The sequence below is a fragment of the Streptomyces sp. NPDC001194 genome, from assembly GCF_042896985.1.
Classification (GTDB): Bacteria; Actinomycetota; Actinomycetes; order Streptomycetales; family Streptomycetaceae; genus Streptomyces.
Genome location: NZ_JBIAXU010000004.1, coordinates 91,935 through 106,104, shown reverse-complemented (window position 1 = coordinate 106,104; position 14,170 = coordinate 91,935). Strand labels below are relative to the sequence as shown.

General features: G+C 71.8%; 12 protein-coding genes. All 12 read left to right on the top strand.

The window, feature by feature from the left end:
* Positions 1–3 precede the first annotated feature (3 nt).
* Positions 4–1,488: an aldehyde dehydrogenase family protein gene (locus ACFY1T_RS11605; protein ID WP_390787977.1), complete on the top strand. Its 1,485-nt coding sequence runs from the start codon at positions 4–6 to the stop codon at positions 1,486–1,488.
* A 72-nt stretch (positions 1,489–1,560) separates the two neighbouring features.
* The gene (locus tag ACFY1T_RS11600; RefSeq protein ID WP_390787976.1) at positions 1,561–2,175 is read left to right on the top strand and encodes an NADPH-dependent F420 reductase; all 615 of its coding nucleotides are present in this window, start codon (positions 1,561–1,563) and stop codon (positions 2,173–2,175) included.
* Positions 2,160–2,753 carry a (2Fe-2S)-binding protein gene (locus ACFY1T_RS11595; RefSeq protein WP_390787975.1) on the top strand — a complete coding sequence of 198 codons (594 nt, stop codon included), beginning with the start codon at positions 2,160–2,162 and terminating at the stop codon, positions 2,751–2,753. Before ACFY1T_RS11600 ends, ACFY1T_RS11595 begins: the two co-directional genes overlap by 16 nt.
* Before the next feature lie 5 nt (positions 2,754–2,758).
* The gene (locus ACFY1T_RS11590) at positions 2,759–5,164 is read left to right on the top strand and encodes a xanthine dehydrogenase family protein molybdopterin-binding subunit (protein WP_390787974.1); all 2,406 of its coding nucleotides are present in this window, start codon (positions 2,759–2,761) and stop codon (positions 5,162–5,164) included.
* Positions 5,161–5,985, top strand: coding sequence for an FAD binding domain-containing protein (locus ACFY1T_RS11585; protein ID WP_390787973.1), 825 nt, complete (start codon positions 5,161–5,163; stop codon positions 5,983–5,985). The genes ACFY1T_RS11590 and ACFY1T_RS11585 overlap by 4 nt, the downstream gene beginning before the upstream one ends.
* Before the next feature lie 25 nt (positions 5,986–6,010).
* Positions 6,011–7,273 (top strand): MFS transporter, encoded by a 1,263-nt coding sequence (locus tag ACFY1T_RS11580; RefSeq protein ID WP_390787972.1) that lies wholly within the window; start codon positions 6,011–6,013, stop codon positions 7,271–7,273.
* On the top strand, positions 7,270–8,772 hold the full coding sequence (locus ACFY1T_RS11575) for an ATP-binding protein (RefSeq protein WP_390787971.1): 1,503 nt from the start codon (positions 7,270–7,272) through the stop codon (positions 8,770–8,772). The genes ACFY1T_RS11580 and ACFY1T_RS11575 overlap by 4 nt, the downstream gene beginning before the upstream one ends.
* A 12-nt stretch (positions 8,773–8,784) precedes the next feature.
* The gene (locus ACFY1T_RS11570; protein ID WP_229341699.1) at positions 8,785–9,126 is read left to right on the top strand and encodes a nuclear transport factor 2 family protein; all 342 of its coding nucleotides are present in this window, start codon (positions 8,785–8,787) and stop codon (positions 9,124–9,126) included.
* 128 nt (positions 9,127–9,254) lie between these two features.
* On the top strand, positions 9,255–9,902 hold the full coding sequence (locus ACFY1T_RS11565) for a TMEM175 family protein (protein ID WP_390787970.1): 648 nt from the start codon (positions 9,255–9,257) through the stop codon (positions 9,900–9,902).
* 71 nt (positions 9,903–9,973) lie between these two features.
* Positions 9,974–11,299 carry an IS701 family transposase gene (locus ACFY1T_RS11560; RefSeq protein WP_390787969.1) on the top strand — a complete coding sequence of 442 codons (1,326 nt, stop codon included), beginning with the start codon at positions 9,974–9,976 and terminating at the stop codon, positions 11,297–11,299.
* Positions 11,299–12,438 carry an XdhC family protein gene (locus ACFY1T_RS11555; protein WP_390787968.1) on the top strand — a complete coding sequence of 380 codons (1,140 nt, stop codon included), beginning with the start codon at positions 11,299–11,301 and terminating at the stop codon, positions 12,436–12,438. Before ACFY1T_RS11560 ends, ACFY1T_RS11555 begins: the two co-directional genes overlap by 1 nt.
* Positions 12,439–12,604: 166 nt before the next feature.
* Positions 12,605–14,047: a GuaB1 family IMP dehydrogenase-related protein gene (locus tag ACFY1T_RS11550; protein ID WP_390787967.1), complete on the top strand. Its 1,443-nt coding sequence runs from the start codon at positions 12,605–12,607 to the stop codon at positions 14,045–14,047.
* The last annotated feature ends 123 nt before the right edge of the window (positions 14,048–14,170 follow it).

The window sequence follows — 14,170 nt, the reverse complement described above, 5'->3', positions numbered from 1 at the left end:
GCCATGACCAAGCGCGCGCTCAGCGACCAGCCCTTGGCCAACCCCGGGAAGCTGTTCATCGGCGGCACATGGGTCTCGGCCCAGGACGGCCGTACCGAACCGGACATCAGCCCCGTGGACGGACAGGAGATCGTACCGGTGGCCCAGGCCGCCGCCGCCGACGCGGACGCGGCCGTGGCCGCCGCCCGCCAGGCGTACGAGGAAGGTCCCTGGAGCAGACTGTCCGCCCAGGAGCGCGCGCTGCGGCTGAACCGGGTCGGCGAGCTCATCGAGCGCGACCTGGAGGAGATCGCCCTGCTGGAGACGGTGGACATGGGCAAGCCGTTCGCCTTCTCCAGCACGGTCGACGCCCCCATGGCCGCCCAGCTCATGCACTACTACGCCGGCGCCGTCACCCGGGTCGACGGCTCCTCGCGGGCCCCGGCCGGCGGGCAGCTCGCGTACACCCTGCGCGAGCCGCTGGGCGTGGTCTGCGCCATCACCCCGTTCAACTTCCCGCTGCTGCTGTCGATGACGAAGATCGCACCGGCGCTGGCGGCGGGAAACACGGTCGTCCACAAACCCTCCCCGGCCACCCCGCTCACCGCGCTGAAGATCGCCGAGCTCTTCCAGGAGGCGGAGATCCCGGACGGCGTGCTGAACGTCATCACCGGTCCGGGCGTGGAACTGGGCGAGACCCTCACCGGCCACCCCGACATCGACAAGATCGCCTTCACCGGCTCCACCGCGGTCGGCCAGACGATCATCCGCAAGTCGGCCGGCACCCTGAAGAAGGTGACGATGGAGCTCGGCGGCAAGTCCGCCAACATCGTCTTCGCCGACGCCGACCTGGACGCCGCCGAGGAACTCGCCTTCTTCGGCATCTACTACAACAAGGGCGAGATCTGCACCGCCGGCTCGCGCCTGCTGCTCCAGCGCCCCATCCACGACGAACTGGTCGAACGCCTGGTGAGCCGGGCCGCGGCCCTGAGGCCCGGCGACCCGCGCGACCCGGAGACCCTGTTCGGGCCGCTGGCCCACCGCGGCCAGTTCGAGAAGGTCAGCTCGTACATCGAGGTCGGCGAGAAGGAAGGCGCGATCCTGCGCACCGGCGGCACCGGCTGGACCCCGGAAGGGGCCTCCAGCCAGGGCCTGTACTTCCTGCCGACGATCTTCACCGGAGTCGACAACGGCATGCGGATCGCCCAGGAGGAGATCTTCGGCCCGGTCCTGTCGATCATCCCCTTCGACACCGAGGAAGACGCGATCCGGATCGCCAACGACAGTGCGTACGGGCTCGCCGCGGGAGTCCACACCAAGGACCTGCGGCGTGCCCACCGGGTGGCCTCCCAGATCAAGGCCGGCACGGTCTGGGTGAATTGCTACAACCAGTACGACCCCTCCGTGCCGTACGGCGGCTACAAGGCCTCCGGATACGGGCGCGAGTGCGGACCGGAATCCCTCGAGAGCTACACGCAGACCAAGTCGGTCTGGATCGGCATGGACTGAGCGTCCGGCCGGCCGGACGGCCGACCGACCGGGTGACCGGGTGACCGACAGACCGACGGAGTAGGAGCGGCAATGCGCACAGGCATCATCGGCACCGGGCGGATCGGTTCCACCCTCGCGCGGATCCTGGTGGCGGCCGGGCACGAGGTCGTACTGGCCAATGCCCGCGGCCCCCGCTCGATCGGCCCCTTACTGGCCGAACTGGGCCAGGCGGCCTCGGCGGCGCACCCCGCCGAGGCCGCCGACCGGGCCGAACTGCTGGTGCTGATGGTGCCGTACGCGAGCATCCAGGGGCTCCTGCCGTCCGCGGCCGTACAGGACAAGGTGCTGGTGGACGCCGCGAACGCCTTCAGCGGCGGCGGCAAGCCCCTGGACCTGGGCGGCCGCGCCTCCAGCGAACTGGTCGCCGAGTGGTATCCCGGCGCCCGGGTCGTGAAATCCCTGAACACCATGCATTTCGAGACACTCGCCGTCGCCGGCGCATCGCAGGGCGAACGCCTGGCCCATTTCACGGCCGGCGACGACGAGAAGGCGAAGGAAATCGTCGCGGGAATCATCGCGGATTTGGGATTCGCGCCCGTCGACACCGGCTCGCTGCACTCCGGGGGAATTCTCCAGCAGCCCGGCGGGCCCCTTTTCAACCGGCCGCTCACGGAAGCGCAGGCGCTGGCATGGATCTCTCACTGAACGTGAACGGAAGACCCGAGCAGTTCTCGGCCGAGCCGAACGAACTGCTGGTGGAACGGCTCCGCGACGGCCTCGGACTGACCGGCACCAAGGTCGGCTGCGACACCGGCCAGTGCGGCACCTGCGTCGTCCAGCTCGACGGACGCTCCGTCAAGAGCTGCCTGATCCTGACCGCGTCGGCCGCCGGCTCCCGGGTGACCACCATCGAGGGGGTCACCACGCGCGGCGGCGAACTCAGCGGCCTCCAGGAGGCCCTGCGCCAGGAACACGGGACCCAGTGCGGGTTCTGCACCCCCGGCATGGTGATGGCCCTCGGCGAGCTCGTCGAGAACACCGCGGACCGCGAGGCACCCACCGAGCCCGAGATCCGCGAGTGGCTCACCGGCAACCTCTGCCGCTGCACCGGCTACCACAGCGTCGTACGGGGCGTGCAGCGCGCCTGCTCCGCCGCCCGGACCGAGATACCCGAGGAGATCAGCGGGAGCGCCGCCGTCTCCGCGTCCGCCGGGCCCGGGCCGGCGTCGTCCGTGTCCGAGCCGGCGTCCGTGTCCGTCTCCGCGTCCGGCCAGGAGGGGTGAGGGAGATGACCGCAGTGACGGGGGAGGCACCCCTCCAGGGATCGGGCCTGCTCGGGCAGCCGCTGGACGCCCGCGAGGATCCGCAGCTGCTGCGCGGCGAGGCCACGTACGTGGCCGACATCGACCTGCCGGGCACCGCCCACATGGCGATCCTCGGCAGCCCGGTGGCCCACGCGAAGATCCTCTCCATCGAGACCAAGGCCGCGGAGCAGATGCCCGGCGTGCTGAAGGTGGCCACGGCGGCCGACTTCACCGACGTGATGCCGCTGCCCTGCATCTGGATCCCCGGCGGGGTCGAGAGCCACTTCCCGCCCCACCCGTACGGACTTCCCGGCGCCCGCCCGGTCCTGACCGGCGACGCCGTCCGGCACGTCGGCGACCCGATCGCCGTGGTCGTCGCCGAGACCCCGCGCCAGGCCGCCGCCGCCCTGGCCGCCATCGCCGTCGAGTACGAACCGCTGCCCGTGGTCACCCGGGCCGACGCGGCACTCGCCGAAGGCGCACCCCAGCTGCACGAGGCCGTACCGGGCAACCTGAACGCCTACTGGACCTGCGGCGACAAGGACCGCACCGAAGCGGCCCTCGCCGAGGCCGAGGTCAAGGTGGAGCTGGACCTGGTCAACCAGCGCACGATCAACAGCCCCATCGAGCCGCGCGGCGCCGTCGGCGACTACAACGCCGCCACCGACGAGTACACGCTCTACGCCTCCACCCAGGGCCCGCACAACCACCGCTTCCTGCTCGCCGCGCTGGTCCTCGGCATCCCGTTCAACAAACTCCGGGTGATCGCCCCGACCGTCGGCGGCAGCTTCGGCACCAAGGGGTACCTGTACCCCGACATGGCGCTGGTCCTGCTGCTCTCCAAGGCGCTCGGCCGGCCCGTGAAGTGGGTGGACACCCGCACCGGGCTGATGAACTCCACCGTCCAGGGCCGCGACCACCGCCAGCACGTGGTGCTCGCCGGCACCCGCGACGGCCGGATGACCGGCCTGTGGGCCACCAGCTACGCCAACCTCGGCGCGTACCCCTCCACCATCGGCCCCGGTGTCGCCACCGCCCTGATGGGACGCTCCATCAGCGGCATGTACGACATCCCGGCGGCCTTCTGCGAGGTGTACGCCGCCTTCACCAACACCGTCTCGCTCGGCGCCCAGCGCGGCAGCGGGCGCGCCGAGGCGGCCTTCCTGATGGAGCGGCTCGTCGACCGCTTCGCCTCCGAGATCGGCATGGACCCGGCCGCCGTCCGGCGCAAGAACCTGGTGCCGAACGAGAAGTTCCCGTACGACAACGGCCTCGGCTGGACCTACGACTCCGGGGACTACCAGCTGAACTTCGACAGGGCGATCGAGCTGTCCGGCTACGCCGACATGCCCGCCCGCAAGGCCGAGGCCCGCACCCGCGGCAAGCGGCTCGGCGTGGGCATCGCCACCTACGTCGCGATCTGCGGGGTCGGCCCCTCCACCCGGATGTCCCAGGAGGGCATGCTCGGCGGCACCTGGGAGAGCGCGAACATCCGCGTCCACCCGACCGGCGAGGTCGCCGTCACCGTCGGCTCCGCCTCCACCGGCCAGAGCCACCACACCGTCTTCGCACAGGTCGCGGCCGACGAGCTCGAGATCGACCCGGCCCTGGTCCAGGTGTACGAGGGCGACACGCTCAAGGCCCCGTACGGGCAGGGCACGTACGGGTCGCGCTCCTACAGCATGGCCGCGCCCGCCGTCGCCCTCACGGCCCGGAAGGTCAAGGCCAAACTGGTCAAGGCCGGGGCCGTGTTCCTCGGAGTCCCCGAGGAGACGGTCGTCTACGCGGGCGGGAAGGTCTACGAGGACGGCAACGAGGAGAACGCCAAGACCTTCTCCGAGATGGCGATGGCCATGTGGTACGGCTGGGGTCTGCCCCACGAGATCGAACCCGCCATCGACGAGACCACCCACTTCGACCCGCCGGACTTCAACTACCCCTTCGGCACGCACGTCGCGGTCGTCGAGGTCGACGAACTCACCGGCGAGACCGCCGTGGTGGCGTACACCGCGGTCGACGACGCCGGCCACATCGGCAACCCGAAGATCGTCCTCGGACAGATCGAGGGCAGCATCACGCACGGCCTGGGCCAGGCGCTGATGGAGGCCGCCGTATACGACGAACAGGGCCGGCTGCTCAGCTCCGACCTGACGGAGTACGCCCTGCCGCGCGCCGCGGACGTGCCGTTCTTCACGCTCGACAAGACGACCACGCCCACCCCGCACAACCCGCTGGGCGCCAAGGGCGCCGGGGAGATCGCCACCGTGCCGCCCGCCGCCGCCGTCGTCAACGCGGTCGTCGACGCCCTGTCCGACCTGGGCGTGCAGCACATCGACATGCCGCTCACCCCCGAGAAGGTCTGGCGCCGCCTGAGAGGGGAAGCCCAGTGATCCTCGCCGAGTTCGACTACGTCCGTCCCGTCGGCCTCGAAGAGGCCCTGACCCTGCTCTGCGGCACCCGGGGCTCCCGGGTGCTGGCCGGCGGCCAGAGCCTCCTGCCCGGGCTGCGCACCGGGCAGGACACCGCCCGGCTGCTCGTCGACGTACGCCACCTCGAAGAGCTCCGCGGCATCGAGCGGACGGCCGACGGGATCCGGATCGGCGCGCTGACCACGCTCGCCGAGCTGGCCACCCACGCGGTGGTCCTCGCCGAGGCGCCGGAAGTGGCGGCCGCCGCCCGGGCCAACGGGGACCCCCAGGTCCGCAACCTCGGCACGGCCGGCGGGAACCTCGCCGCCCAGGGGCGGGCCACCGACCTGCCGGTCGCGGCCATCGCCGCGGACGCCGAGGTCGAACTGGCCGGCCCCGGCGGGCGGTGGACCGTACCCGCCGAGGAGTTCGCGGTCAGCGGGGCGCCGGCCGCGACCGTGGTCACCGCACTGCTGGTGCCCGCCGCCGGGCGGGCCGCCGCCTTCGAGAAGGCCGCCGACCGGGCCACCCGCTACCCGGTGTGCGCCACCGCCGTACGGATCACCCCCGGCGGGCCGCGCATCGCCGTCACCGGAGCCACCGCACACCCGCTGCGGCTGCGCGGGGTCGAAGAGCGGCTGCGCGGGGGCCCGTACACGACCGAGGCCGTGCTCGCGGCCTTCCGCGCCGAGCCCAGGGAGCTGTTCGTCCCCGGGCGCGGCACCTCGGCCGAGTACCTCGGCCACCTCGCGGGGGTGCTCGCCGCCCGCGCGCTGCAGAGGGCAGACCAGGCCCTCGCCTGACCGCCCATCACGGGGAGTTGACGCAGTGGCCGAATTGTCCAGGACGACCACGGGGGTTCCGGCCGGGCCGGCCGCCCAGGCGGCCGCGGCCCCCAGAGGCTCCGGCTTCTGGGTGGTCGGGGCGGTGCTCGTCCTGCTGATGCTCTCCTCGTCCGTACCCTCCGCCCTCTACGTGCTCTACCAGGAGAGGTGGGGCCTGTCCTCCGGCATGATCACGGTGGTCTTCGCCCTGTACGCGGTCACCGTGCTGATCGGGCTCCTGCTGTTCGGGTCCCTCTCGGACACCCTGGGCCGGCGCCCCGTGCTGGGCGTCGGCCTGGTCCTGGCGATCGTCTCCATGGGACTGTTCGCCGGGGCCCAGGGGCTCGGGCTGCTGCTCGCCGCCCGCGCCGTGCAGGGGCTCGCGGTGGGCCTGGCCACCGGGGCCATGGGCGCCGCCCTGCTCGAACTGGCCCCCCGCTCGCGGCCGGCGCTCGGCGCACAGGTCAACAGCGCGGGGCCGACGGTGGGCATCGGGCTGGGCGGGATCGGGGCCGGGCTGCTCGTGCAGTACGCGCCCGCCCCGACCGTGCTCAGCTACCTGCTGCTGGTCGCCGCCTTCGCGGTGACGTTGGTGGGGGTGTTCAGGATGCGTGAGAGCGCTCCCGAGGCCCGCGCCGGCGGCCGGATGCGCATCAGCGCCCGTCGGATCCACGTCCCGCCCGCCGTACGGGGCCGGTTCGCGGTCCTGGTCCTGACCATCGTCGCCGTCTGGTCGGTCGGCGGCTTCTACCTCTCGCTCGGGCCGCACCTGGCCCTCTCGCTGCTCGGCAGCTCCAACTACCTGGTCGGCGGGGCCACCGTGGCCCTCCTCGCGGGTGCCGCCACCGCGGCCCAGCTGCTGCTGGGCCACGTCGAGGCCCTGCGCACCGCGGTCCTCGGCCTGTGCGGGCTGCTGGCCGGGCTGGGCCTGGTCCTGCTCGCCCTGGGCCTGCGCTCGGCCCCGGTGTTCCTCGTGGGGACCGCCGTCCTGGGCGGCGGCTGGGGGGCGGCGTTCCTCGGCTCCTTCCGGGCCCTGAGCTCGCTCGCCGAGCCGGCGCACCGCGGCGAACTGACCGCCGCCGTCTACGTCTTCGCGTACCTCGCCATGAGCGTGCCGGCGGTGCTCGCCGGAATGCTCACCAACATCCACGGTCTGCACCGCACCTCGGTCGGCTTCATGGCCGCCGTCGCCGGGGTCTGCGCGCTGGCCCTGTTCGTCACGCTGCGGCTGGCCGCCCGCACCCGGGCCGAAGGGAGCACCACATGAAGGCTGCCGACATGGACGCCGCCGAGCTGCGGTCGGCCCTGCTCGGGCTGGAGATCTTCGCCGGGCTCACCGAGGACCAGCTGGACTGGCTGGTCTCGGTCTCCGAGCCCCGGGTCCTCGCCGACGGGGAGGTCTTGTTCCGGGACGGCGAGGAGGCTTCCGGCTTCCACGTCCTGCTCGAGGGCGGGCTGGTCGTCACCAAGGTCGTCGACGGCCGGGAGGAGGTGCTGACGCGGCACTCCACAGAGGAGGAGAGCGCCGCCGCCGAGGAGCACGACGGGAAGCCGTCCGCCGCGCACCGCTTCACCGGCGAGCTGCCGCTGCTGACGGACGGGGCCTACGTGGCCACCGCCGCGGCGAGCGGGCCGGCGACCACCGTCGTCGCGTACCCGAAACCGGTGTTCTTCGAGATGCTGACCCGCTGCCACGGGGTGGCGGCCGTCCTGATCCCCGTACTGGCCTGGCGGATCAAGTCCTCGGAGGTGCAGGCCCGCAAGCGGGCCACCGTCGAGGCGCTCGGCACCCTGGCCGCCGGCCTCGCCCACGAGCTGAACAACCCTGCGGCCGCCGTGGCCCGGGCCGCGCAGGAGCTGGCGCCGGCCCTGGAGGGCCTCACGAGGACCGCACAGGCCTGGGGCGCCGCGGCGACGGGCGCGGAGCGCTCCGTCCTCGACCGGCTGGCCGAGGAGCTCGACAAGCTGCCGCCGCCGGTCACCACCGACCCGTTCGCCCAGGCCGACGCCGAGGAGGAGATCGCCGACTGGGCCGAGGAGGCGGGCACCGAGCGGCCCGGGCTGCTCGGCTCGGGGATCTCGGACCTCGGGCTGGAGCTGGGCTGGCTGCTGGAGCGGCTGGAAGGGGTCGGCGAGCCGGCCCTGCCCGCCGCCCTGGACCATCTGGCGGCCCTGCTGGAGATCCGCTCGCTCGCCGCGGAGCTGCGCGCGGCGGGTCCCAGGATCTCCCAACTCGTCGCCGCCACCCGGGATTACGCCAATCTCGACCGGGCACCCGAACAGCGCTTCGCGGTGGCCGACGGGATCGAGAACACGCTGGTCGTCCTGCGTGCCAAGCTCGCCGGGATCACCATCGTGCGCGCGTACGAACCGGACCTGCCCGAACTGACGGGCTATCCGAGCGAGTTGAACCAGGTGTGGACCAACCTGGTCGACAACGCGGCCGAGGCCATGGAGGGCGCCGGCACCCTCACCCTGCGGGTGCGCGCCGAGGGCGTGTGCCTGGTCGTGGAGGTCGCCGACACCGGGCGGGGCATCCCCGAGGAATCCCTGCCGCGGATCTTCGAGCCCTTCTACACGACCAAGGACGTGGGGAAGGGCACGGGCCTCGGACTGCACCTCAGCTACCGCATCGTGACCCAGCGCCACCACGGATCGCTCACCGCCCGCTCGCGTCCCGGCGAGACCCGGATGGTCGTCCGGCTGCCGCTCACCGCGGCCGCCGCCTGCGCCGAAACACCTGATGAACCCACCTCCACCCACTGAAACGGAGTCGACATGGCCACGTACGACCTCTCCAAGCTCCACCCGGTGTTCGTCCGCCAGATGGAGGCGCTGGCCGCGCTGGACATCGAGGCGGTCATGAAGAACTACACCGACGACGCGGTGCTGTTGCGGTTCGAGGGCGCCTCCGTCGGCATCGAAGCCGTGCGCGAGACCTTCACGGGCTACCTGACCGTGAAGCCGACCCTGGTGGAGCTCCAGGAGTACATCGAGACCGAGGACACGATCTTCTACCGCGCGATCATGAACCTGAACGGGGAGCCGGAGCACGCGTTCGGGACACTCGTGGTCCGCGATGGCCGGATCTGGCGCCAGACCGCCGGTTTCGGCAGCTGACCAACGATATCTGGGTAGCGTGTGCGGGGAGGGCGAAGGCAGCGCCCTCCCCGCATGTACAAGCCCCTCCGGAGACTGGGACGGCGCCGGCGGGAAGGCTTGGGTTGTGAAATGGCAAAGGGGAGGTCATGGAACGCGAAACCGGGCGTGTCGAGGCATTCAGTGACGGTGTATTCGCCATCGTCATCACGATTCTTGTTCTGGAACTAAAGGTTCCGGAGGAAAAGGGATCGGACTTCTGGCACGGGGTGGCGGAACAGTGGCCGCACTATGCCGCATACGTGGTGAGTTTCCTCATCATCGGCGTGATGTGGGTGAATCACCACACCATCTTCAGCCACCTGAAGCGGGTCGACCGGCCGCTGTTGTTCCTGAATCTCCTGGTGCTGATGGTGGTGTCGGTGATTCCCTACACGACCACCGTGCTGGCCGAGCACCTCGTCGAGGAGGGGGGCTCCGCCAACGCCGCCGCGGTCCTCTACAGTTCGGTCACCGTCGCCTACGCGCTGGCGTTCCTGGCCTTCTGGTGGTACGTCACGCGGGTCGGCCACCTGTTCCACGAGCGGGTGGACAAGGACGGCGCCCGGGCCACCCGCATGCGCTTCGGTCTCGGCGCCGTGGCCTACCCCTTGACCGTTCTCCTGTCCTTCTTCTCCGCTCCCCTCACTCTCGCCGCACACTTCCTGATCGCTCTCTACTATGCGGCGAACCAGATCCCCATCCCCCTCGTGGTAGAGGAAGAGCGGCTCGAATCTGTGAGCGACCTCAGGAAGTAGCCGCCGGGGCCTACGGCCGTTCTGTACGGTCAAGTAGGGTATTGGATCTAGTGGTCGCGGGGGAGGCCCAGATGGCTCGCGTAGTCACGCCGGAGGATTCCACGAAGGAAATCTCCGAATTGATCGACGTCCTGATCTCTCTTTTCTTCGAGTCCTTACCCCGGCGGGACCAGCGAAACTGGGCCCGCGTTTATCTCAACGGCCTGGTGCGGACCAGTGGGAAGAAAACAATCCGTAACATCGCCGGAACGGGCGCCAGTTCCGTCGAGCAGAGCCTCCAGCAGTTCATCAGCAAGTCCCCCTGGGACTGGACCCCGGTGCGCCGCTCCCTCGCCCAGTACCTCGAGCGCACCGCCCAGCGCCCGCTGGCCTGGGTGGTCCAGCCCATGGTCATCGAGAAGGCCGGAGACCGCTCCGTCGGCGTCGGCCGCCAGTTCGTCCCCCAGCTCGGCCGCACCGCCAACTGCCAGCAGGCCAGCGGCATCTGGCTGGCCTCCAGCGAAGCCAGCTTTCCCGTCGAATGGACCCTCACCCTCCCGGGGCCCTGGACGAACGAGCTGATGCGCCGCCGCCGGGCCGGCATCCCCGACACCGCCCGCTCCCTCACCCCCGCCCAGGACGCCGTACACGCCGTCCAGCGGATGGCCGCCACCTGGCAACTCCAGCGCCGGCCCGTGGTGATGGAGGTCGCCAACACCGACATCCCGCAGAGCATCGAGTCCTTCGCCCTGCAGGACATCCCCTTCGTCTTCAAGGTCGACGGCTCGCTGCCCGTCTCCTTCGGCGGCGCCGGCCGGCACAAGCCCGGACCTCACACCGCCCCCGCCCGCGAACTCATCGACTCCCTGCGCTCCCAGCGGCGCGTCGTCGAATGGACCCGGCACGGCCGGGCCGAAGGGGCGGTGACCCTGCTGACCTCGGCCGCCATCCTCGCGACCCCCGGCGAGGACCGCCCCGTGCCGATGCCGCCCACCCCGCTGCTGCTCGTCGGCGCCTGGACCGAGGCCGCCCTGCTGCCCTCCGAGTTCTGGATCACCAACATCGGGGACCGGCCGCTGGCCCAGCTCTTCCTGCTCGCCAAACTCACCGACCGGGTTTCCCTCGATTTCACCGAGACCTGCGAACCCGTAGGCATCCGTGATTTCGAGGGCCGCTCCTTCCGTGGCTGGCACCACCACGCCACGCTCGCGAGCGTCGCCCACGCGTCGAAGCTGCTCAGCGCCCGCGCCCGGGTCCCCGACGGATTCCCCGGCCCCGGCCGGCCCGCCATCGGCGGGGCTCCGGCTCCCCGCCCGCGCGCCGCGGCGCCCGGTCCCGTCCCGCGGACCGGGCCGCCCGTGCTGCCGCCGCGGCCGCTGATCCCCGGCCAGAGCGCGAGACGCGAGTACATCCGCTGATGCTCGACATCGCCGAGGAACTACGCGCGTGGTGTGCCGCGCACCGGGAATTCGCCCTGGCCACCGTGGTCGCCGTCACCGGGAGCGCGCCGCGCGGACCGGGCGCCTCGCTCGCCGTCGACGCGGGCGGCACCGCCCTGGGCTCCGTATCCGGCGGCTGCGTGGAGTCCGCCGTGCACGAGCTCTGCCTCGACGCCATCACCTCCGGCGAAGGCGGGGTCCACCGCTTCGGATACAGCGACGACGACGCCTTCGCCATCGGCCTGACCTGCGGGGGAGTGCTCGACGTGCTCGTCACCCCGGTGCGCGGGCACGACCCGGTCCGGCCCGTCCTCGGATCCGTCCTGGAAGCCGCCGCCGGCGGGGCCCGGGCCGCGCTGGCCCGGGTGGTCTCCGGCCCGCCGCCGCAGCTCGGCCGGGCCCTCGCCGTCCACCCGGACGGATCGTACGAGGGCTGCCTGGGCGGGGGCGCGGCCCTGGACCGGGCCGCCGCCGTGCACGTACGGGACCTGCTGCTGGCCGGGCGGACCGGCACCGCCGAACTGGGCACCGCGGGCGGGCTGTGCGGGCAGCCGCTGACGCTGCTGGTCGAATCCGCCGCCGAACCGCCCCGGCTGATCGTCTACGGGGCCATCGACTTCGCCGCGGCCCTCGCCCGGATCGGGGCCTTCCTGGGCCACCGGGTCACCGTCTGCGACGCCCGGCCGGTCTTCGCGACGCCCGCCCGCTTCCCCGACGCCGACGAGGTGGTCGTGGACTGGCCGCACCGGCACCTGGCCGCGGAATGGGAGGCGGGCCGGGTGGACTCCCGTACGGCGGTCTGCGTCCTGACCCACGACGCCAAGTTCGACGTACCCCTGCTGGCCCTCGCCCTGCGGATGCCCCTCGGCTACGTCGGGGCCATGGGATCGCGGCGCACGCACGCCGCGCGCGAGCAGCGGCTGCGCGAGGAGGGGGTGCCACAGGCCGCGCTCGCCCGGTTGCGCTCGCCCATAGGACTGGATCTCGGCGGCGCCACGCCCGAGGAGACGGCCCTGTCGATCGCCGCCGAGTTCACCGCGGCCCGGTACGGAGGATCGGTCCTGCCCCTGGCGCACCGGCCCGGACCGGTGCATCGTGAGAGGACCAAGGTCCCCTGACAACGGCGGACCGTCCCGTAGGAACAGACCACGCGGCCCGGTATGTCCTGGACGATCAGCCGGGGCGGCATCGACACCGGGCCGTGGGAGAATGAAGTACGTGCGTTTCCCCGGCCGCCCGTCGGGGCCGCAGCCGGATCCTTCGATCGACTGGGATGTTCAGCACGTGCGTTTCCTCAATGACCAGAAGCCGCCGTACGACCTGACGTACGACGATGTGTTCATGGTGCCGAGCCGCTCCGCGGTCGGTTCCCGCCAGGGCGTGGACCTCTCCTCGCCCGACGGCACCGGCACCACCATTCCGCTCGTCGTGGCGAACATGACCGCCATCGCGGGCCGCCGCATGGCCGAGACGGTCGCCCGCCGCGGCGGCATCGTGGTCATCCCGCAGGACATCCCGATCGAGGTCGTCACCGACGTCATCTCCTGGGTGAAGACCCGCCACCACGTGCTCGACACCCCGATCACGCTGGCGCCCACCCAGACCGTCGCCGACGCGCTGTCCCTGCTGCCCAAGCGGGCCCACGGCGCCGGTGTCGTCGTCGACGCCGACGGCCGCCCGGTCGGTGTCGTCACCGACCACGACCTGACCGGCGTGGACCGCTTCACCCAGCTCTCCGAGGTCATGTCGAAGGAGCTCCTGCTCATCGACGCCGACATCGACCCCCGCGAGGCCTTCAACAAGCTCGACGCCGGCCACCGCAAGCTGGCCCCGGCCGTCGACAAGGACGGCAAGCTCGTCGGCCTCCTCACCCGCAAGGGCGCGCTGCGCGCGACCCTGTACACCCCGGCCACCGACGCCGAGGGCAAGCTGCGCATCGCCGCCGCCGTCGGCATCAACGGCGACTTCGTGCAGAAGGCCAAGCAGCTGCTCGACGCGGGCGTGGACACGCTCGTCATCGACACGGCCCACGGCCACCAGGAGTCGATGATCAACGCGATCAAGGCCGTGCGCGCGCTGGACCCGCAGGTCCCGATCGTGGCGGGCAACATCGTGGCCGCCGAGGGCGTCAAGGACCTCATCGAGGCCGGCGCGGACATCATCAAGGTCGGTGTGGGCCCCGGCGCCATGTGCACCACCCGCATGATGACCGGCGTGGGCCGCCCGCAGTTCTCCGCGGTGCTGGAGTGCGCGGCGGAGGCGAAGAAGCACGGCAAGCACGTGTGGGCCGACGGCGGCGTACGCCACCCGCGCGACGTGGCGATGGCGCTGGCCGCCGGCGCGTCGAACGTGATGATCGGCTCCTGGTTCGCGGGGACGTACGAGTCCCCCGGCGACCTGCAGCAGTCCGCCGACGGGCGCTTCTACAAGGAGTCCTTCGGCATGGCGTCGGCACGCGCCGTGCAGAACCGCACCTCCGAGGAGTCCGCGTACGACCGGGCCCGCAAGGGCCTGTTCGAGGAGGGCATCTCCACCTCGCGGATGTTCCTCGACCCGGCCCGTCCGGGCGTCGAGGACCTGATCGACTCGATCATCGCGGGCGTCCGCTCCTCCTGCACCTACGCGGGCGCGGGCTCCCTCGCGGAGTTCGAGGAGAATGCGGTGGTCGGCGTCCAGTCGGCGGCCGGCTACGCCGAGGGCAAGCCCCTGCACGCCAGCTGGAGCTAGTTCCCGCTTTTCCCGGTGGCCCCGGGCCCGTCCTCCGCGGACGTGGCCCGGGGCCACCGGCGTGTCCGGGGACCGTTCGGCGAACCGTTCGACCGGTCGGCGCAGGCGGCGGGCGGATACGCC

Coding starts and splice junctions, on each gene's coding strand:
- ACFY1T_RS11605 (WP_390787977.1), top strand. CDS start 4: ATGACCAAGCGCGCGCTCAGCGACCAGCCCTTGGCCAACCCCGGGAAG.
- ACFY1T_RS11600 (WP_390787976.1), top strand. CDS start 1,561: ATGCGCACAGGCATCATCGGCACCGGGCGGATCGGTTCCACCCTCGCG.
- ACFY1T_RS11595 (WP_390787975.1), top strand. CDS start 2,160: ATGGATCTCTCACTGAACGTGAACGGAAGACCCGAGCAGTTCTCGGCC.
- ACFY1T_RS11590 (WP_390787974.1), top strand. CDS start 2,759: ATGACCGCAGTGACGGGGGAGGCACCCCTCCAGGGATCGGGCCTGCTC.
- ACFY1T_RS11575 (WP_390787971.1), top strand. CDS start 7,270: ATGAAGGCTGCCGACATGGACGCCGCCGAGCTGCGGTCGGCCCTGCTC.
- ACFY1T_RS11570 (WP_229341699.1), top strand. CDS start 8,785: ATGGCCACGTACGACCTCTCCAAGCTCCACCCGGTGTTCGTCCGCCAG.
- ACFY1T_RS11565 (WP_390787970.1), top strand. CDS start 9,255: ATGGAACGCGAAACCGGGCGTGTCGAGGCATTCAGTGACGGTGTATTC.
- ACFY1T_RS11560 (WP_390787969.1), top strand. CDS start 9,974: ATGGCTCGCGTAGTCACGCCGGAGGATTCCACGAAGGAAATCTCCGAA.
- ACFY1T_RS11555 (WP_390787968.1), top strand. CDS start 11,299: ATGCTCGACATCGCCGAGGAACTACGCGCGTGGTGTGCCGCGCACCGG.